Genomic DNA, 19,909 nt, shown 5'->3' with positions numbered 1-19,909 from the left:
ATCACTATGAGCCGTGTAATAAAGAACTGTCAAATGAAAGTAATCTTTGTTTCTTAAAACTTCTTGTTGATAGTTATTTAAGTCATTAGCATTCAATATCTTTCTTGCACTTGGACCTCTTCTCCCAGACATCTCTTATGAATTATACCCTGTTAGCCATAGAATCTTCCTGCGACGAAACTTCAGCGGCTGTTCTGGCAAATGGCAAAATTCAATCCAATACCATTGCTACGCAAACCGTCCATCACAAATATGGTGGGGTGGTACCAGAACTCGCTTCCAGGGCACACCAACAGCACATCATACCGGTAGTAACACAAGCCCTTGCTGAAGCAAATATAACTAAAAATCAGTTAGATGCAGTGGCTTTTACCAGAGGTCCGGGCTTGTTGGGTGCTTTACTGGTAGGTGCTTCTTTCGCCAAATCACTGGCTTTGGGGCTCAATATTCCCATCATTGCTGTCAACCATATGCAGGCGCATATACTGGCACATTTTATAGATGACCCTAAACCTTCATTCCCTTTCCTATGCCTGACGGTAAGTGGCGGACATACCCAGATTGTACGGGTAGATGATTATCTGAAAATGGAAATTATAGGAGAAACCCAGGATGATGCAGTAGGAGAAGCCTTTGATAAAACAGCCAAATTATTGAACCTTCCTTATCCGGGTGGACCTTTGATTGACAAATATGCACAGGCTGGAAACCCGAAAGCATTTGTGTTTCCGCAGGTAGATATGCCCGGATTAAGTTATTCTTTCAGTGGAATTAAAACCGCTTTTCTCTATTTTTTAAGAGACCAGACGGCAAAAGATGCTGCATTTGTAGATAATAACCTTTCTGATATTTGTGCAAGTATCCAGTACACGCTGGTGAAAATTTTGTTAAAGAAATTAATTAAAGCCGCCAAGGAAACCGGAATCCGCGACATAGCCATTGCCGGAGGAGTTTCAGCTAATTCAGAACTCCGCAAGCAAATCATGCTGGAAGGAGCAGACCGCAACTGGAGAGTGTACATCCCTAAATTTGAATATTGTACGGATAATGCAGCCATGATTGCAATGGCTGCTTATTATAAGGCAATGGCTGGAGAATTTAGTTCGCAGGATATCAGCCCTATGCCCAGGATGGATTTTTAAGTAGGCATAAGTTAACAAACGATAGTTTTGCTATCGGTGCAACCATAATGTAAAAATTGAAATTTGACTCTTCTTTGAACTATTGAAAAAATAAAATCGTGGGTTGATTTGTAATTTTATTTTTTGTCTCTACCTTAGTGTAAAATTTACATTAACCCTTTACCCAATGAATCAAGGCAGACAACTGTACCAGCATTCGCTTACACTCCTCACCGATTTATATCAACTTACCATGGCCTATGGCTACTGGAAATCCGGAATGGCCGATAAAGAAGCCGTTTTTAATATGTTTTTCCGGAGAAATCCATTTCAGGGCGGCTATACCATTGCCTGCGGACTGGCACATGTAGTGGAATTTCTGCAGTATTTTCAGTTTTCGGAAGATGATCTGGCGTATCTCGATACTCTGACCGGAAACGATGATCAACCTTTGTTTGAACCTGATTTTCTGAAATACCTGCGTAACCTGCGGTTCACCTGCGATATAGATGCTATTCCCGAAGGAACGGCCGTTTTTCCACAGGAACCCATGCTGCGCATTAAAGGGCCAATATTACAGTGCCAGTTACTAGAAACGCCTATTCTGAATATCCTCAACTTTCAATCGCTGATCGCCACCAAAGCTGCCCGTATCGTACAGGTAACCAAAGGAGAGCCGATTCTGGAATTTGGCTTACGGCGGGCGCAGGGTATCGATGGGGGGCTAACGGCAAGCCGGGCAGCGTATATCGGCGGTTGTGCGGCAACTTCTAATGTACTGGCCGGTAAATTATTCAACATTCCTGTAAAAGGTACGCATGCCCATAGCTGGATTATGTCATTCGATACAGAGCTGGAGGCGTTTGAGACCTATGCCAAAGTGATGCCGAATAACTGTATTTTCCTGGTAGATACCTATGATAGTATTGAAGGTGTAAAAAAAGCCATTCAGGTGGGAAAGCAACTCAAGGCAAAAGGCTACAAAATGGCTGGTATCCGCCTGGATTCAGGTGACCTGGCTTATTTGAGTATTGAAGCCCGTAAATTACTGGATGAGGCTGGTTTTCAGGAGGCAAGTATTCTGGCTAGCAACGACCTGGACGAAAATATTATCAACAGTTTGAAAAACCAGGGGGCTACTATTAATGTATGGGGAGTGGGTACCAAGCTGGTAACTGCCTACGACCAGCCTGCACTGGGTGGGGTGTATAAACTAGCGGCTATCAGAAATGATCAGGACGAATGGGATTATAAGATCAAGCTATCCGAACAGGTAATAAAAATTTCGACCCCCGGTATTCAGCAGGTTCGCCGGTATCACAATGGAAATGGGTTTATTGCAGATATGATTTATGACACCGAAAGTTTTGTTTCCAACCGCAGTTCAGTCATGATCGACCCAATGGATTATACCAAACGCCGGAAATTGGATAATTCGGCTCCCTATGAAGACCTGCTCGTGCCTGTGTTCCGCGAAGGAAAGTTGATATACGAGCTGCCGCCTATTGAAGCGATAAAGGAAAGAGTTCAAGGGCAACTTAGTATGTTTCATGAAGGGATCAAACGGTTTGCCAATCCACATATTTATCCGGTAGGTCTGGAGAAAAACCTGTATGATTTTAAAACAAACCTGATCCTGAAACTCAGAAACCTGAAAACAGAAGCCGAAGAAGTATAAAAATTACCATTTAATAAGACCATTAACTTGTTTACATGCGCTTTGACAAAAAAATAATATTCAGTACCCAGAAGTATACCTATTTACAAGAAGCCATTCTGAAGGGCGGCGATTATGACAGGGGAGAAGTTGAAGTAAAAGAATTTCCGGACGGGGAACGCTATCAGCGGGTTATTTCAGAAGTGAATGAACGGGACATTGTGCTTGTTGGTGGTACGGTTTCCGATGCTGATACCCTCGAGTTGTTTGACCTGGCATGTACTTTGGTCCACCTGGGGGCACAGTCACTACTGTTAATTATTCCCTATTTTGGCTATTCTACCATGGAACGGGCGGTTCAACGGGGCGAAGTGGTAACGGCAAAAACCAGGGCATTCCTGCTTTCCAGCATTCCGGATACGCATTTTGGCAATACGGTTATCTTGCTCGATTTACATACCGAAGGGCTGCCTTATTATTTTGAAGGGAAAACTAAAGCCATTCACCTCTATGCCAAACCTGTGATTATTGAAGCCTGCCATGAAATTGCAGGAACTGATTTTATACTCGCCTCTACAGATGCTGGCAGGGCAAAATGGGTTGAATCACTTGCTAATGATATGGGTATTCAAGGTGCTTTTGTTTTTAAACGCCGGATAGATGCCGAAAATACCCAGATTGTTTCCATCAGTTGCGATGTAACTGATAAATATGTTATTATTTACGATGATATGATTCGCACGGGCGGTTCGCTGGTGAATGCGGCGAAAGCTTATAAAGAAGCAGGTGCCGCTAAAATTGCAGCCATTACTACACATGGCTTGTTCAGCAAAGGCGGACTGGAAAAGATAAAAGCTAGTGGTTTGTTTGAATGTGTAGTCAGTACCGATAGCCATCCGAATGTATTTCTATATAAAGACAACTTTCTTAAAATTAAAACCATTGCTAGGGTGTTATTGGAAGAGATAGAAAAGCATTGAGTCCAAGTTCCAGCTAATTCAATATTCAACTAATAACGATATTCATGAAACTAATAAAAGTAGCAGCTGGTGTTCTCAACCAGACTCCTTTAGACTGGGAAAGAAACAAACAACATATAATTGATGCCATTGGCGAGGCCAGAAAGCAAAATATCAGCCTGCTCTGTTTGCCCGAACTATGTATCACTGGTTATGGCTGCGAAGATGCTTTTTATTCGCATGGTACCTTCGACATGTCCTTACGGGTATTGCAGGAGGTAGTAAAACATACCGAAAATATCATCGTATCCGTAGGCTTGCCCATCAAATACCTCAACCGCATTTATAATGCCGCCTGCCTGATCGCCAATAAGCAGATTCTTGGGTTTTCGGCCAAGCGTTATTTAGCCGGAGATGGCATTCATTATGAACCCCGCTGGTTCAATCCATGGCCACAAGGTGTACAAGGCGAAATTACGGTGGGAGAAAAAAACTATCCGGTGGGTGATGTATATTATGATTGTGGCGGAATAAAAATAGGCTTTGAAATCTGCGAAGATGCCTGGGTGGCCAGCCGTCCGGGAAGGGATTTATACAGGCATGGGGTGGATATTATTCTCAACCCAAGCGCCAGTCATTTTGCATTTGGAAAGATGGAAATACGCCGCAGGTTTGTGCTGGAAGGTTCCAGGGCATTTGGTGTAGGGTATATTTATGCCAATTTGCTGGGAAATGAAGCTGGAAGAGCTGTTTACGATGGCAGTACGCTCATTGCTTCCGGAGGCAAAATGCTCACGTATGGCAAGCGTTTCTCCTACCGGGATTACGACCTGATTGCGGCTGTGCTTGATGTAGACCTTAACCGGTTAAGTCAGGCCCAGACCAAAGCACAATTTACCTCAGCTACCGGCAGCCAGATTGCTGGTGAAACAGATGGGGTCGTTTACCAGGATTTTAAATTTCCTTTCATCAAGCCAGAACCAGCAACTTTAGCCCAGGAAGCCTGGGAAGTTAGTTCATACCTGAAAGAAGAAGAGTTTGCCCGGGCCGTTTCTCTGGCTTTGTTCGATTACATGCGCAAAAGCCGTTCGAGAGGCTTTGTGATTTCTCTCAGCGGAGGTGCCGATTCTTCCGCTGTTTCTGCTTTGTGTTACCTATCTATTCATTTTGCACTGGAAAGCATTGGCCTGGACGCATTTAAACAGAAGTTGGATTATATACCAGGCATTAAGGACTGCCAGACAATTTCTGACATTGCCGGTAAACTCATTACCTGTATTTACCAGTCTACGGTGAATAGCTCTGATGATACCAGAGATTCAGCAGAAATTTTAGCTAAAGACCTGCATGTAACGTATTTTGAAATCAGCATTGATGCCTTGGTGAAACAATATGTGGGCTTGATAGAAAATGGCATTGGCCGGAACCTGAGCTGGCAAACGGATGATATAGCCCTACAAAATATTCAGGCCAGGGTGCGTTCTCCCAGTGTGTGGATGCTGGCCAACCTGAATAATGCCTTGTTATTATCTACTAGTAACCGTTCGGAAGCGGCAGTAGGCTATGCTACGATGGATGGAGACACTTCCGGAAGTATCAGTCCGATTGCCGGTATTGATAAAGCTTTTCTGCGCAAATGGCTGGTCTGGCTGGAAAAAGAAGGGCTAGCCGGTACATTAAAAATAAAAGGCTTGCAAAAAGTAAATTCCCTGCAACCCAGTGCCGAACTCCGTCCGTTGGAAATGACCCAGACCGATGAAGCCGACCTTATGCCCTATGAAGTGCTGGATGCCATAGAAAAGTGTGCCATTCGGGATAAACAAACGCCTAAGGAAGTTTTATTAATCATGCAGGCCAGGTTCGGACAAATTTACACCAACGACCAGTTGCATTTGTATGTAGAACGCTTCTTCCGGTTATGGTGCCGCAACCAGTGGAAACGGGAACGCTATGCGCCTTCCTTTCACCTCGACGACGAGAACCTGGACCCTAAAACCTGGTGCCGCTTCCCTATTTTGTCCGGTGGCTTCGAACAAGAGTTACAGGAAATGAGGCAACTGAAGTAGGAAAAGTTATTTGGGAAGTTGACTATAGTAAGCTATTATGGTGCTTCTTTGACCAACTTGATTATAAACAAAAGCGATGGAGTTGAAACTATCGCTTTGTTTTATCTGACCTCTGTATTTTGATTCCGGAACAATCTGGCATCAGCCCAGAAAGTCCCAAAGGGAACGATGGAAGCCAGCAGCGCTAAACCCATTTTTTTAAATGACCAGTCCTGCTCAATTTTTATTTGAACTACCCAGAAAACATAAAGCACAAACAATAGTCCGTGAACCAGGCCAAATATTTTGTTGGGCTGTGGGGTATCGAAATAATATTTTAAGGGCATCGTAATAAAAAGTATGACCAGAAACGAAACCCCTTCTGCAAAAGCGAGCAGCCGTAAGCGTCCTATTTGTGTTTTTAATAAATCGAACATAGATATTTAGTAATGAATTTGGAGTGATTAGGTGTTGATGGCCTATGCTATTAAAAATTTAACCATCCGGCAAATCCAGGTTCCAGACAATAACGATTTACGTGCCTCTGAAAAATGGCCTGAACCAGGGAATAGCCAGTAAGATCAATAACAGCGAAATTCCAAAAGAAATAGCTGTAAACCTGAACTTATCCCTATCTGTGGTTGCCCGTTTAGCTTTAGAACCTCCGGTAGTCATTACGCCAACGGCTATAAACATCAATGCGATGTGATAAGCACCAAAAAACCACATCTGTTCATTGCCATTGGCATTTCCCTTCATAAACTGCCCGGTAATGGGGCTCAGAATAAAATACAATACAAATCCAAGCAATAATTGCGTATGAGTAAGTGTAGTGGCCAGCGAACGTATTATCGAATCTGATTTGGAATACATCCGCTTGGAAACTAAACCCTGTAAAGCCGAAATGGTAGCATATACAATACTTGACAGGACTAGCCAGCGAAGGATGGAATGAATGGTGAGAAAAAGAGTATAATACATAAGAATTTCATTTCATTGTAAAAATTACTACTTCAGAATCAAAAAAAGATGCTATTCGATTTTTACAACCAGTTCATCAGTTTCTTCTCCATTAATAGTATTTTTCCAGTGCTCATCATAAATAGAGCGGTAATAAATAACCATTTTGATGTTGGGCAATTCCTTGGCGAAAATAGCATTATCCTCCGGTGTATTTAATTTAATCCACTCCAGGGTATGCCCTTGCGGAATGGCATACCCTTTGCGTATCTGGGTATAACTCCATGGCATGGCATACTCATTTTTTTTAAATTCTTTGGAAATAACGCGAACGACATCTGTGGGAGAACCATAAATGTTGCCCCGGTAGCTTATTTCTACACTATCGATAATGGCCGGACCAATACCATAATTAGCGACTACTATACTGGATATGCCGGCTTCATCCATACTTTCGAAAGTAAGTAAATAAGGCCACACGGAATTTAACTGTTGCTGTCGGCTCATATAAGTCTGGTAAACGGCAATAAATACCGCACAAATACTGGCAAGTGAAGCAGCAAGGGCAATAAGTGTATTGGTATTGATGGGCCTTTTAAGAAATATTTTGGGCATTCGTAATACAATTGCAGGTGGAGTGGAGGCAAATATACAAGCCTGTTTGAATTTTGTTTATCCTATCCCAGATAAATAGCTTCGGAAATCGAAATCATACGGTTTTACTTGTCAATATATTGTACTCCGTCGGTCTACTGAATTATATTTGGGAGTGCTGTAAGAAAATGCATCAAGTTACCTTAGGTTACTGTAATAAAAATCCTAATTTTCTACGTTACCAGTATACCAGCATTTATTGCTGTCAGATTGAAGTTATAGCCATGTATAAATATCTGTTTCTCTTATTATTTACTTTCTGCAGCCTGCACCTTTTAGCACAGAAGCCTGAAGAAAAGGCTTATCAGAAAGCGGTTGGTTATTTTAACAAAGGAAAAGTAGAAAAAGGCTTTAAATACCTGGAAAAAGCCCTTGCTATCAATCCGGCGTATTATGATGCCTTGTATGCCCGGAGTTATTATAATTTCGGAAGGGGAAATTACCAGCAAGCTCTTCCTGATTATGATACCCTGCTTGTACATCACCCCGAAGATACCACCTTGTACCGCTACCGGGGACTTGCCAGAATGTATACACAGAATTATGCGGCCGCTGAAGCAGATTTATTAAAAGCCCTTTCCTTAGATAATTCGGATGCCAGTATTTACAGTGATCTGGGTTATTTCTATTACCAGGTTATGGATTACGAACAAGCCTTACAGTATTACGATAAGTCTATTTCCAGGCAGCCCAGCCGTTTTGCCTATTACCAGAAAGCCCAGACGCTTTATAGTATTGATGAATATGAACAGGCGCTGGTTACGCTGGAACACAATCTGCAATCCGACCCGAAAGATGCCGATGCCCTGCGTTTGAAAGCACTTATTCTGATGAATACCGGGAAATATACCGAGACAATTAAAATTTATGAACAACTGGTAGCGAATGGCGATATAGAAGAGCCGGATGACTTTTTCAACTGGGGCTTAACGTATTACCTCCAGAAAAAATATACCCAGGCACTTACCTATTTTACTACCCCTGAAAAACACCAGGACCCGGAATTGTTTTACTACATCGGCCTTTCTCAATACAAAGTAAAAAACCAGAAAGCCGCTTTACAGGCACTTAACCAGGCGGTTCAATTTGCGGATAAAACCCAGGAAGAAACAGCCCCCTATTTTTATAACCGGGCCATTGTAAAAGCTGACCAGCAGGATAGGAGAGGAGCTACCCAGGATTTTTTACAGGCCCTTGCCCTCACGCCGGAGTTATTCCAGAAACTCGATGCAGAAGGTGATACGATGGAAGTATTGGGAAATGCTGCCCTGCTCCTTAAAAGTAATTATTCCCGCCGGCAAGTAGACAGCGTAAGTGCCATTGGCTATGAACAGAGGGCCAAAAAATGGTTTGAGAAAGACGGCTGGGAGAAAGAATCACTGGCATTAATTAACAAATCCATTTCACTGGATTCTAGTAGAGCCTCCAGTAGGTTCAGCCGGGCAAGAATGTACTATTATGGCGAAAATTATATGCAAGCCTTGAATGAAGTGAACAAATCCATTAGCCTGGCCGCCGGCAAACCAAGTGAAGATTACTATCACCTGCGTGGACTGGTGTATTACGAAATGGACTTACCGGAAAAAGCGCAGGAAGATTTTAATAAAGCCATTGCCGCGCGACCTGAAAAAGCGGCTTATTACTACGATAGGGCATTTGCCTCGGCCAGTCTGGGAGAATATCAGGAGAGTATTTCTGATATAAACAAAGCTATCGCTTTAGATAGTGAAGAACGAAACACTTATCTGCTGGCAAGGGTTGGCTTTTACAATGAGCTCAATCAGTTTGATAATGCACTTGCCGATTGTAATGAACTTGTTTCCAGTGGACCAGACAAAGCAGTAGTATATTACCAGCGAGGTGTTGCCAGAATGGGGCTGAAAAAGTATGATGAAGCTATCCAGGATTTTACCAGAGCCATTCGCCTGGAGCCTGATTTCAAGGAAGCAGGTGAAAAACTCACCGAAGCATTGCAGGCAAAGTAGAATTGTAGGAAGTTATTATTAAAATATGGGATTGTTTGATCTTTTAATAGAGTTGCTGATTTTTCCGTCAAGTGTTGATGAGAGATCAGAAAGAAAAAAAAGCATTTTCAAAACTCTCTCAATTTTACTATTTATTTCCGGTATACTTTGGCTGATATATGAACTGCCATTCATTCAAAGGTTAGCAAAGCCATATGTAATTGTAAGTGTATTTGTTAGTTTAGTAATATCTATCCTGTTAATTGTTGCTTTGTTTATTATTAAAGCCTTCAACTCTATAACGCCAGCTGACTTTTTGCTTATCATTCTATCTGTTGCTCTCAATGTTTTTTGTGCCATAAACTATCTAAACCGATACACAAATTACAAACTTATGGAAGTAAAAATAACTGTTACAGAGTTAGAACCTATTATAGTAAAGTAATTTATGAAACAGGTTAATGACTATAAATTTGCTTCTAATTTGTTAATTGGAGCGGTTTGTCTGTTAATGATAAATTCATTTATTGTTACCGGAAGAAAAAGTAGTGCAGAGATAATCGTGGCATCGACTGTGTTCCTATTTTTATTATTGCTATCAATTCTTGTTCGCAAAGGTTACTTATGGCTTAGATACTTGTTTGCATTTTTAATTATTTTCAGTTTGATTTCTTTGATAATGTCGTTAGAAATGCAAATTCAAAGATCTTTGCCGGGTTTTATAATTATTATGGTAAATCTATTGCAGTTGTGGGCACTTATATTACTATTCAAGAACGAAATGGCTCAAAAGGTCAAATATTGACAGAGATAGCAAGGAATGAAGAAGTATTTTTACTTGAAATTCGACATTCCTTGTTCCATTACTCATAATTTATGACTGTTAAATAATTAAGCACACAATCTCTGATCATACCAATACATTCATCACTTCTTCTCCGGATCATGGCCCCAATTCATCAGAGAATAACGCCAGGGAGTATCGCTGATATCGCCGCTAGGTTTTTGTGCGGAGTGCCGTTTGATATAGCCGGTCACTTTGCGCATGTGGGCATAATCATCGTCTGTCAGGTCGGCTTTTTTCTTCTGTTTGATGTGGATGATCTTTCTGCCAGACTGGTGGCCTACTGATTCTCCGCCTTCTTCTTCCTTAAAGCCTACTTTCTTAGATTCTTCGGTAGCTAAGTGGTTTTCAATTTGCCCTGGAGTCATGTTTACCAGTTCCTTAAATTCCTGGTAAATTTCATCCATTTCGGTGTTTGCTTTTCCTTGTGCCATAGCTGTAAAGTTTGGTTATATAGCCATAACTCAAGTCGGGGCAAAGTGTTTTATGAACAAGCTTTTTACAAGCTCATTCTTTTACAAACAACTGTTTTACAAAATACCCGCTCAACGCTGCCATTCCACCTACAAGTCCGCCAATAAAAGCAGTAATTGCAATCAGCAGAATAGGAGAGGGAAGGAAAAACAGTTCTGCTATTCTCGCTGTGAGAATACCTTCGGTTTGAATATGGGTGAATAGCGCTTTTATGACCCAGACGACGACAATGGCCAGAAATCCAGATAGAAAAGCAGTAGTTGCCGAAGACGCTTTCCAGTAAGCGGCACCAAAGGCAATGATGGCAATAATCCACCAGGGCAGGAAAAATTGCAGTACAGGACTGAGCAGGGCGATGAGAAGAAACAGCATAGGTAATGTTAACAATGAATGATTACAAAATATAAAAAATATACTTATAAATCCACTCTCTGGCCCATCACGCCAGTTTCATTCTCCCAGACACAAAATACGGCGTTTTTTCCAGGTATAGGAATGAGTTTAGGATGGGTACCATTCCCCAAAACTTGTGCTTGGTCTTGCCGGGTACTTTTTACCAGAATCTGTCCCTTGTTGTGCCAGGCTACCACATCACCACTGGCTGTTCTGGACACTACAGGAGTTTTTCCTTCGCTGATGCGCTGCTCCGCTTTTCCCGGTTCAGCCATAAATATCTCGTTTTTCCGCCGCCATACCGTTAACACTTTTCCCTTGGCATTTACCGCAAGATCACCTCCATCCATCGGGCATGCTTTCAACACCCAGGTATCATTGCCTAATTTCTGGGCTTGTCCGAAGGTGCGTCCACCATCCATCGAACTGATCACATACAAATCCCTGGTACCTTTTATTGAATTACGGAACATGATATGTACTTGTTTGCCGGAAGCAGTAACCGAGGGTTTGCAGCATTCACACACCGAACCTTTGCCTTCCGGAGACTGATAGATCAGCTTATTGGCTGACCAGGTTTTTCCTCCGTCTGCCGAAACAGATCCGAAAATCTTATTTTGCCGATCACTTCTTAAATCGAGCCAGACAGCATATACCTGGTTATCTTCGCCGGCAGCAATGGATACAAAGGCTTCTTTGGCCAGGGTATCTACATCATTTATTTGAATCGCCTTGCTCCATTGTTTTGTCTGATGGTTCAGTTGATACGCATAAATATTGCCGGCACCGCTGGCAGCAGCCACTACCGTAAAATCTTTGGTAATGGCTATCTGCGGCCCTCTCGACATACCCAGACCTAAGCCTTTCAGGTGTGCGATACCTGCAGGTGCCGAAAATGAATTTCCATCCGCAGACGAAGTATAATACAGGCTGTCATTCTTTCCGTAGACTATTTTCATTTCGCCCTTCTGACTAATGGCTATGCTGGGTTGCTTTCCTGCAGGTGCGATGGAAATGGCTGTATTATTTTCTCTGATCACATAGGCTGATAGTATAAACAAACTTAATACGGCCAGGTAATATGTTTTAATTCTCATGTGGCAAGTGTTTATTTCCTCAACCTGAAAGATACATGATTTTGACAAAATTTGTATCTGAATTACCCTTGTATAGAAGAAATCAAACATACAGGTGCATAAATCTATGGTTTATATACGCGGATTATTGCATGATTCCGGGCTTTTGTATATTGCGGCATTGAACCATTGATGACAGCCCTTTAACAGCATTCAAATGAAATTAATCCTGCGGCGTTTTGCATTGCCCCTCCGGCATACGTTTACTATTTCTTATGATTCCCGCGATGTGCAGGAAACCCTGATTGTAGAATTGCAGAAGGATGGCCAGAGCGGATATGGGGAAGCTACCTCCAACCCTTATTACGGCGTTACGATTGAAAGTATGATGGCTGTACTTGACAATATCCGTCCCTTGATTGAAAATTATTCTTTTGATACGCCGGAATCTTTCTGGGCATTTATGCAGCCTTATCTGAAAGAACATTCTTTTGCACAATGTGCCCTGGATATGGCTGCGCAGGATCTGTATGGAAAATTGCAAGGTAAGCCGCTGTATCAGTTGTGGGGTTTACAGGCAGAAGGCGTACCACTTACCAATTATACCATTGGGATTGATTCCATAGAAAAAATGGCATCGAAAATGAAGGAAATGCCCTGGCCTTTGTATAAAATAAAACTGGGAACCAAAGACGATGTCGCCATTATTAAAGAACTTCGCAAACACACTGATGCAGTTTTCCGGGTAGATGCCAATGGAGCATGGGGTGTAGAAGAAACCATCAATAATGCCAGAATTTTTGCCACGCTCAATGTAGAATTTATTGAACAGCCCCTGAAAGCCGGTAATCTGGAAGGCATGAAGCAGGTGTACCAGCTGTCTGTTCTGCCAGTGATTGCCGACGAAAGTTGTATTGAAGAAGCCGATGTACAGAAATGTTACGGTCATTTTCATGGCATTAATATCAAGCTTGTAAAATGCGGTGGACTTACCCCGGCCAGGCGCATGATCGCCCAGGCCCGTGAGCTGGGTATGAAAGTAATGGTAGGTTGTATGACCGAATCCAGTATAGGTATTTCTGCCATTGCCCAGCTTTCGCCGCTGCTCGATTATGTGGATATGGATGGCGCGCTGTTGCTGAAAGAAGATATTGCTACTGGCGTAACTATTCAGGATGGAAAAGTTGCCTATCCGCCCGTAAATGGAACAGGCGCAGCGTTGATTAAATAATTTAAAAGAAAAGGCTTAAGATTATTATTAGCAAGGGAATGTGAAAATGAAGACTAATGCAGAAGAAAAATTTAATCATATAGTAAAGTATGCTTTTCATCAGATATTAAAGCCATTAGGATATAAGAAAAAGAACAACAATTTCTATAAACCCTTTGAAGGGTTTGGCCATATGGTCAACCTACAAAAGAGTATCTATTACTCTAAAGAGCATCTGCATTTCACCATTAATATAGGCTTATTCTTACCCGAGTTTTATAAAAGATATTTCAAGACCGCGCCCCCAGCTTTTCCTTCTGAGCCTGATTGTGTTGTCAGAAAGAGGATAGGATGGTTGTTAGATGGCAATGATAAATGGTGGGATGTAAACAACGAAACCGATAGTGTTGCATTGAGTGAAGAACTTAAAATAATAGTGAGTGAAAAAATCCTGCCTTTTTTGGATCATTATCAGACTAAAGCCGACATACTATCAGCCGTAAGCAGTAGATTTGGGGTATGGACTAAATCGGCTTCCAATATTGTACTAGGAAAAAATAATTAAGTTGCTTTGTTACAAGTAGTAAAGGATTCTTATAATAAACCACCATTTTGTATCATATAAGTATTATTTAATATAGTTCCCATATGAATGAACAAAGATTCTGGAAAATAATTGAAACGGCCTGGCAAAATCTACCATTATTGGATGAATTACGGCAGCAAGCCCTGCAAAGCAATGAAGCTTCTTTATTTGAAGGGGTAAGTTTTGGGCTGAATGATGAAGTAGTAGAGGAAATGGAAAGCCAGTTAGAAAAGCTTACTGAACAAGAACTCACCGCCTTTAACCATATCATGGAGGAAAAGCTCTATACCATTGACCGGGAAGAGATTCACAAATATACCGATGGCTCCGATGATGGGTTTTTATACTGCCGGGGTTTTATTGTTGGGATGGGCGAACAATACTATAATGAAGTGAATGAAAATCCTGCCAGGGCTACGATGGATGTAGAAGCTGAATCAGTTTGTTTTATTGGGTATGATGTTTATGAAAAACGATTTGGAAAAGAGTTTGAGAGAAATACCACTTACAATATTGAATCCTGTTCTAATGCCAACGGATGGTCTTCTGAGTAAAATAATATAAATTCCTACTTATTATAGTATATCCGCATTAGGTTCGCCTTGAAAGAAACCCTCTATATAGATCATCTTCCCGACCGCACCATACTTGTGGAGGGAAAAGAGTTTTTGTATTGCAGCGGAACTTCTTACCTGGGAATGGCAAAAAACGAGGTGTTCAGCAGCTTCTTGCAGGAAGGAATGGCCAGGTATGGTACCAATTACGCCAGTTCCAGAATATCTAACTTGCAATTGCAGGTTTATCAGGAAGCAGAAGCCTATTTGTCCCAGCTTACTGGTGCAGAAGCTGCAGTAACTTTATCATCCGGATTTTTAACCGGACAAATGGTGGTTCGCCTGCTGGAAAATACCGGAATGTTAATGTATGCTCCCAGAACTCATCCGGCCTTGTGGCGCAGTGCCGATGATTTTTTTGACGGCGATTACCAGCAGTGGGTAGATATAATAATGGATGTATTAACGAGTATGTCTGATGCAAACATTGTGATTCTCACCAATTCGCTAGATCCTTTACAAGCCAAACGGTATAGTTTTGACTGGTTACAGCACTTGCCAACAGATAAATCCATTACCCTGGTTGTGGATGATTCACATGGATTTGGCATAACTGGAAAGAACGGAGCAGGCATCTTTCAGGAACTGATCGCATATAAGCATATCCGGCCTATTGTAGTGAGTTCGTTTGGAAAAGCATTCGGGATTCCCGGAGGTGTAGTTTTATCGGATAGAGCAACCGTAGAAACATTCAAACGAAACCCTTTTTTTGGTGGAAGTTCACCTGTCATTCCAGCCTATCTGTACACTTTTCTGCGCTCAGAAAATCTTTATCAGCAGGAACGGCAAAAACTGTTTGCCAATATCCGGCAGTTTGAAAGCTTCATTTCAAATACTGGCTTATTTGAATATTTTCCGGATTATCCCGTATTTTATACCAGAGAGAATACGCTTGCTACGTACCTGAAAGAAAATAATATCCTGATTTCCAGTTTTCCCTATCCTTCTCCCGAAAGCAAACTTGTTACCCGGGTAGTAATTAATAGTCTCCATACACCGGATGATATTTTCCGGCTGGCACAAGCAATAAACAGATTTGTCAATCTCATGTAGAAGTTGAATGAGATTTTTATCAAGAAGAATTAAATACTGTTGAATTGAGTGTGCAGGAAGTTTACTCAGATTATGTTGGAAACTTTGAGCAGGTGTGAGAATTTATAATGCTGAGCCTGGCGTTTGATTTTAATTGAATCACTTCTGCGAAAACCGCTGCTGATAACGGACAAAAATGAAGATTTATTCGTCAAGTTGCATGGCCGAAAATCCAGTATATTCTGCTGTATTTATCGTCCAGGAAAACATGCAGAAATAAAAATGTAAATACAATTAAGCCCTCTTCTTTACAAAATAGTTCTGAATCAGAGAACCTATATAAGCAAATAACAATCCATTCAGTACAGAAATCAGAACTACAATTCCTGGAGCCAGCTCATCTTCCGGAGTTATATTATTAAGGAATATTATTTTGAACATCAGCAGGAAGCCGGCAACCCCTAAGATAAAACCGATAATGATACCTATTTTGTTTTTCATGATTGATACGAATTAAAATTTCTAAAATCATTTGAATTATAAAGGTATTAAAAGTACTTTGAAATACAAAGTGTATTTGAATAAATATCCTTGTTCTACGCAGGTATTTGATATGATGGTTTATGGATTATAACTTGCAGATGTACCTGCCGGTTTTTCTGTTTCGGAACCTATTAAGTATGATGAAAGGGCTCCTTTCAATATACTTCCTCTTACTTCTTCATCAATTTACTTTATTAAAATCCTTTCCGTTATAAATGCATCACTTTTTGTATGCCAGCAATCTCAATGCATTAAATACAACTATCAGAGTTGAGCCTTCATGTCCTATTACGGCCGGACCTATATGAGCAATTCCTAAAATGGTAAGGGGTATCAATATCACAACCATTCCAAGACTGATAACTAAGTTCTGTTTGATGATACGATGGGCTTTTTTACTTAATCCTATTGCGAAAGGAAGGTTCTCTAATTTATCTGCCATCAGTGCAATGTCTGCCGTTTCCAGTGCCACATCCGAACCAGCTGCACCCATTGCAATGCCCACCGTACTCTTTGCCATAGCCGGTGCATCGTTTACGCCATCACCAACCATTGCTACTTGCTTTTCGCTGATTTTTAGTTTTTCAATCGCTTCTACTTTTTGTTCAGGCATCAGGTTTCCCCAGGCATCGGTAATTCCGATTTCCTTAGCAATCGCTTCTGCTACTTTCTGGTTATCTCCTGTAAGCATAATCATTTTACGAATGCCTAATTTATGTAACTGAGCCAATGTTTCTTTTGCATCTCCTCTTGCCATGTCCATCAGCGTTATGATACCTTTGAACTGGCCGTTCTGCTGAACAAGCATGGTTGTATTTCCTTTTCTTTCTAAATCTTCTACCTGTGTTTTTATACCGTCCGGTAGCTGGTCATTTTTTTCTGTAAACAATTCTTTGTTGCCTATATGGATGGTATTGCTTTGATAATCGGCTTTGATTCCCCGGCCTGGTATTGCTTGTAAATTGGATGCTGCCGGAACGTCTTTGTTTAATTTTTCTGTGCCTCCTTTTACAATAGCTGCTGCCAGAGGATGGTCACTTAGTTTTTCAACAGCAATAATCATGTGCAGTAACTCTTCTTCTGATATTTCATTGAGCAGATAAACGCCGGTGAGCTTTGGTTTGCCTTCCGTTAATGTACCTGTTTTATCAAATGCGATGGCTGTAAGTGAACCTAATGCCTCCAATGGTTTACCTCCTTTAATTAATACGCCACCTCTTGCTGCTCTTGCCACAGCGCTCAATACAGCACTTGGTGTGGATATAGCTAAAGCGCATGGACTAGCTGCTACTAATACTGCCATTGCCCTGTAAAAACTTGCACTGAAAGGTTCATCTTTTACTAAGAATGCAAATAATAAAAGCACTACTAATAGGAGCACGGAAGGAACATAATATTTTTCCAGCTTATCAGTAAAGTTTTGTGTTGGCGATTTTTGTGTTTGTGCTTCGTTCACCATTTTTACCAACCTTGCTATGGTACTGTCGGCGGCAACTTTGGTGACTTTAATTTCTAAATTTTTACTGCCGTTTATTGAACCTGCAAACACTTTGTAGGCGGCATCCAGTTTATCAGCCTGCGCAATATCCACATTGGGGTCTTCAACCGGCATCTTGTCAACCGGCACACTCTCGCCGGTGATGGGTGCCTGGTTAATACTGCTATTGCCTTTTACAATTATGCCGTCTGCTGAAATTTTTGAATTTGGTTTTACTACAATTATATCCCCTGGTTTCAGTTCTTCAATCTTTACTTCGTTCAAGTCGTTTCCGGTTTTTAATAAAGCAGTTTTAGGCGCTAATTCTGTTAAGGCAGCAATCGATTTTTTTGCTTTTTCCATGGCATAATGTTCCAAAGAATGACCGAGGCTGAAAAGGAACAATAACAATGCACCTTCTGCCCATAGCCCTAAAAAAGCCGCACCAATGGCAGCCACAAGCATCAAAAAATCTATTTCAAACTCTCCTTTGCTGATGCCTTCTATTGCTTCCTTGGTTGTGTAGAAGCCGCCAAAGAAGTAAGCGCCGATGTAAAGGCCAATGGACACATATTGAGATAAGCCTTTGATGAATGATAAGCCGAAACCAATACCTAGCAAAGCACCGCAAATAATGGCAAATAGTAATTCTGTTTTTTCTCCAAATATGCCGCTGTGTGAATGGGTATGTCCGGTTGCTGCATGGTCATGGCCGTGATCATGATTATGGGCATGATCGTGATTGTGATCATGGTCGTGTTCTGTATGTTGATGTGCCGGTACTTCTTTTGATACTGCAGTTTCTTTGGATTCGTGCCAATGAAAGTCCTCAATCTCAGTTATTGTCAGCCCTTCGTCTTTGAGTTGCTGATTAATTATTTCTGCTGAAGTGGCTTCCTTATTGAACTCCAGTTGAATGAACCCTGTGCCAGAAACAGAAACATTCTGGATTCCTTTGTTCTTCCTTATGCTTGCTTCTATTATCCTGGCATGACGGGGATGGCGAATACCTGACGTTTCGATCAGCAAATGACCATAATGTTCTGTTATTTCTGCACCTGCCTGCTTTGCTAACTGTTCTACTTTATTAATTGATATTTCATCGGGATTGTAGTGGAAGCAAAGCTGTGCCTTTTTGTTTTCTTTTTCGGGGACGATATGCACATGATCAATGCCTCGTTTATATGCAAGAGATTTGATGATGCGGTTTACACATTCATCTCTTTCATCTGGCACTTCAGGCAAAAGAATGTCTAGATTTATCCGGGTCTTTTCCATATACACAAATTATCAGAAAAAAAGTGAAACCATGAATAATATAGTCTTATTAAAATATGGAGAATATATTTACAAAGAATAATTGTGGAAGTGGAAATGCCGAAGATGGTTAACTTCTTTGGTGTCGGACAAATAGGGCTGGTCTGCCAGGATTAGAACTGTATAAAAGAATAAAAACGTATTGTTGTCGAAACAAACTAAATTGTCAAGGTTTATATGAATGGAAGAGTCGTTTAGTTTCTAACTAACGTCCATATCTGATGTTGATTTTAACTCATGGCAAAGCCTGCAATCGTAGTGTTTAGCTCTAATTTTGCATGTTAGCCTATCTACCACAAAACCTAAGTTGTAATCAGTCCGGCTTTGAATTTATATTTTTGTAGTCAAGATTGCCATAAATTCCAGGGTTCATTAACTTGTGTCCAAAGAAAATAAAGCCCAAAGTTAATTAGTCCCGTCAATACTAACTTTATTATCAGGTTGCGATTTTGCGTCTTTGTGTAATTGATTCTCCAAATTGCAAGTGTCACCATAAACGAAGCTAAAAGAGGAAATCTTAATCCTTGTTTATCTCTAACTTCTCCATAATAAAATGTCGAACCATAGTAAAGTTCATACCATTGAAGAAAGCCTATTGTCAGAGCAATAAAAAGGTAAACGGTTATTATTTTATTGTCCTGTTTAAATTTATCAACTACTAAGTAGCAAAAGCAAATAATAAAAATAGTTCTGGCAATAAGTGATGCAATTGAAATTTTTATTATTCCGGGATTATTATCAAATGTTTTAAATGGATTGTCTTGGGTAGGATCAGGGTTTATTAATTCATAAAAATAAAAGCAAAGCCCAACAATACTTAATAATGTCAGTACCGCAAGTGCAGTTTCAAAGATATTTGTCTTAAATTTTGTCAATGTTGTGTCGTCTTGCTTGCCTGAGTATAACTCTTAAATATAATATATGAAAGATTTGTAGAATGTATTGTTTCTATGTTATTCTAATAAATTACAGCTCGTTAAATC

The 19,909-nt window shown here is 40.8% G+C and carries 18 protein-coding genes; 9 read left to right on the top strand and 9 right to left on the bottom strand.

The window, feature by feature from the left end; all coding sequences use genetic code 11:
• Nucleotides 1-137: 137 nt before the first annotated feature.
• From tsaD to nadE, 4 genes are all read left to right on the top strand, one after another.
• Nucleotides 138-1,142 (top strand): tRNA (adenosine(37)-N6)-threonylcarbamoyltransferase complex transferase subunit TsaD, encoded by a 1,005-nt coding sequence (tsaD, locus tag GXP67_RS34430; protein ID WP_162447325.1) that lies wholly within the window; start codon nucleotides 138-140, stop codon nucleotides 1,140-1,142.
• 166 nt (nucleotides 1,143-1,308) lie between these two features.
• Nucleotides 1,309-2,799 (top strand): nicotinate phosphoribosyltransferase, encoded by a 1,491-nt coding sequence (locus GXP67_RS34425; protein WP_162447324.1) that lies wholly within the window; start codon nucleotides 1,309-1,311, stop codon nucleotides 2,797-2,799.
• Nucleotides 2,800-2,834: 35 nt separating this feature from the next.
• Nucleotides 2,835-3,758 (top strand): ribose-phosphate diphosphokinase, encoded by a 924-nt coding sequence (gene prs, locus GXP67_RS34420; protein WP_162447323.1) that lies wholly within the window; start codon nucleotides 2,835-2,837, stop codon nucleotides 3,756-3,758.
• A gap of 44 nt (nucleotides 3,759-3,802) precedes the next feature.
• Nucleotides 3,803-5,803 carry an NAD(+) synthase gene (gene nadE / locus GXP67_RS34415; protein ID WP_162447322.1) on the top strand — a complete coding sequence of 667 codons (2,001 nt, stop codon included), beginning with the start codon at nucleotides 3,803-3,805 and terminating at the stop codon, nucleotides 5,801-5,803.
• 101 nt (nucleotides 5,804-5,904) lie between these two features.
• On the opposite strand, the gene GXP67_RS34410 is transcribed toward nadE, so the two are convergent.
• The 3 genes from GXP67_RS34410 to GXP67_RS34400 all read right to left on the bottom strand — a co-directional run bounded on the left by GXP67_RS34410 (nucleotide 5,905) and on the right by GXP67_RS34400 (nucleotide 7,357).
• Nucleotides 5,905-6,219, bottom strand: a complete 315-nt coding sequence (locus GXP67_RS34410) for a DUF3817 domain-containing protein (RefSeq protein WP_162447321.1) — start codon at nucleotides 6,217-6,219, stop codon at nucleotides 5,905-5,907.
• 97 nt (nucleotides 6,220-6,316) lie between these two features.
• Nucleotides 6,317-6,763, bottom strand: a complete 447-nt coding sequence (locus GXP67_RS34405) for a DUF2871 family protein (RefSeq protein WP_162447320.1) — start codon at nucleotides 6,761-6,763, stop codon at nucleotides 6,317-6,319.
• Between the two features lie 51 nt (nucleotides 6,764-6,814).
• The gene (locus GXP67_RS34400; RefSeq protein WP_162447319.1) at nucleotides 6,815-7,357 is read right to left on the bottom strand and encodes a DUF8453 domain-containing protein; all 543 of its coding nucleotides are present in this window, start codon (nucleotides 7,355-7,357) and stop codon (nucleotides 6,815-6,817) included.
• A gap of 263 nt (nucleotides 7,358-7,620) precedes the next feature.
• Here GXP67_RS34400 and GXP67_RS34395 point away from each other — a divergent pair, with 263 nt between their 5' ends.
• On the top strand, nucleotides 7,621-9,381 hold the full coding sequence (locus GXP67_RS34395) for a tetratricopeptide repeat protein (protein WP_162447318.1): 1,761 nt from the start codon (nucleotides 7,621-7,623) through the stop codon (nucleotides 9,379-9,381).
• Nucleotides 9,382-10,287: 906 nt separating this feature from the next.
• On the opposite strand, the gene GXP67_RS34390 is transcribed toward GXP67_RS34395, so the two are convergent.
• The 3 genes from GXP67_RS34390 to GXP67_RS34380 all read right to left on the bottom strand — a co-directional run bounded on the left by GXP67_RS34390 (nucleotide 10,288) and on the right by GXP67_RS34380 (nucleotide 12,168).
• Nucleotides 10,288-10,638, bottom strand: coding sequence for a DUF3140 domain-containing protein (locus GXP67_RS34390; RefSeq protein WP_162447317.1), 351 nt, complete (start codon nucleotides 10,636-10,638; stop codon nucleotides 10,288-10,290).
• A 73-nt stretch (nucleotides 10,639-10,711) separates the two neighbouring features.
• On the bottom strand, nucleotides 10,712-11,050 hold the full coding sequence (locus GXP67_RS34385; protein WP_162447316.1) for a hypothetical protein: 339 nt from the start codon (nucleotides 11,048-11,050) through the stop codon (nucleotides 10,712-10,714).
• Between the two features lie 44 nt (nucleotides 11,051-11,094).
• A complete protein-coding gene (locus GXP67_RS34380; RefSeq protein ID WP_162447315.1) occupies nucleotides 11,095-12,168 on the bottom strand; it encodes a sialidase family protein in 1,074 nt (357 codons plus the stop codon).
• A gap of 196 nt (nucleotides 12,169-12,364) precedes the next feature.
• Between GXP67_RS34380 and GXP67_RS34375 the strand changes: the two genes are divergently transcribed.
• From GXP67_RS34375 to GXP67_RS34360, 4 genes are all read left to right on the top strand, one after another.
• A complete protein-coding gene (locus tag GXP67_RS34375) occupies nucleotides 12,365-13,378 on the top strand; it encodes a dipeptide epimerase (protein ID WP_162447314.1) in 1,014 nt (337 codons plus the stop codon).
• Nucleotides 13,379-13,424: 46 nt separating this feature from the next.
• Nucleotides 13,425-13,922, top strand: a complete 498-nt coding sequence (locus tag GXP67_RS34370; protein ID WP_162447313.1) for a DUF4304 domain-containing protein — start codon at nucleotides 13,425-13,427, stop codon at nucleotides 13,920-13,922.
• An 83-nt stretch (nucleotides 13,923-14,005) separates the two neighbouring features.
• Nucleotides 14,006-14,497, top strand: coding sequence for a DUF4240 domain-containing protein (locus tag GXP67_RS34365; protein ID WP_162447312.1), 492 nt, complete (start codon nucleotides 14,006-14,008; stop codon nucleotides 14,495-14,497).
• A 48-nt stretch (nucleotides 14,498-14,545) separates the two neighbouring features.
• Nucleotides 14,546-15,610: an aminotransferase class I/II-fold pyridoxal phosphate-dependent enzyme gene (locus tag GXP67_RS34360; RefSeq protein ID WP_162447311.1), complete on the top strand. Its 1,065-nt coding sequence runs from the start codon at nucleotides 14,546-14,548 to the stop codon at nucleotides 15,608-15,610.
• 273 nt (nucleotides 15,611-15,883) lie between these two features.
• Here the strand turns inward: GXP67_RS34360 and GXP67_RS34355 are convergent, their stop codons facing one another.
• The 3 genes from GXP67_RS34355 to GXP67_RS34345 all read right to left on the bottom strand — a co-directional run bounded on the left by GXP67_RS34355 (nucleotide 15,884) and on the right by GXP67_RS34345 (nucleotide 19,801).
• On the bottom strand, nucleotides 15,884-16,090 hold the full coding sequence (locus GXP67_RS34355; protein ID WP_162447310.1) for a hypothetical protein: 207 nt from the start codon (nucleotides 16,088-16,090) through the stop codon (nucleotides 15,884-15,886).
• A gap of 262 nt (nucleotides 16,091-16,352) precedes the next feature.
• A complete protein-coding gene (locus tag GXP67_RS34350; RefSeq protein ID WP_162447309.1) occupies nucleotides 16,353-18,887 on the bottom strand; it encodes a heavy metal translocating P-type ATPase in 2,535 nt (844 codons plus the stop codon).
• 383 nt (nucleotides 18,888-19,270) lie between these two features.
• A complete protein-coding gene (locus GXP67_RS34345; protein ID WP_162447308.1) occupies nucleotides 19,271-19,801 on the bottom strand; it encodes a hypothetical protein in 531 nt (176 codons plus the stop codon).
• Nucleotides 19,802-19,909 lie beyond the last annotated feature (108 nt).

This window comes from Rhodocytophaga rosea (assembly GCF_010119975.1).
Classification (GTDB): Bacteria; Bacteroidota; Bacteroidia; order Cytophagales; family 172606-1; genus Rhodocytophaga; species Rhodocytophaga rosea.
This window is presented reverse-complemented; position numbering and strand designations above follow the sequence as displayed.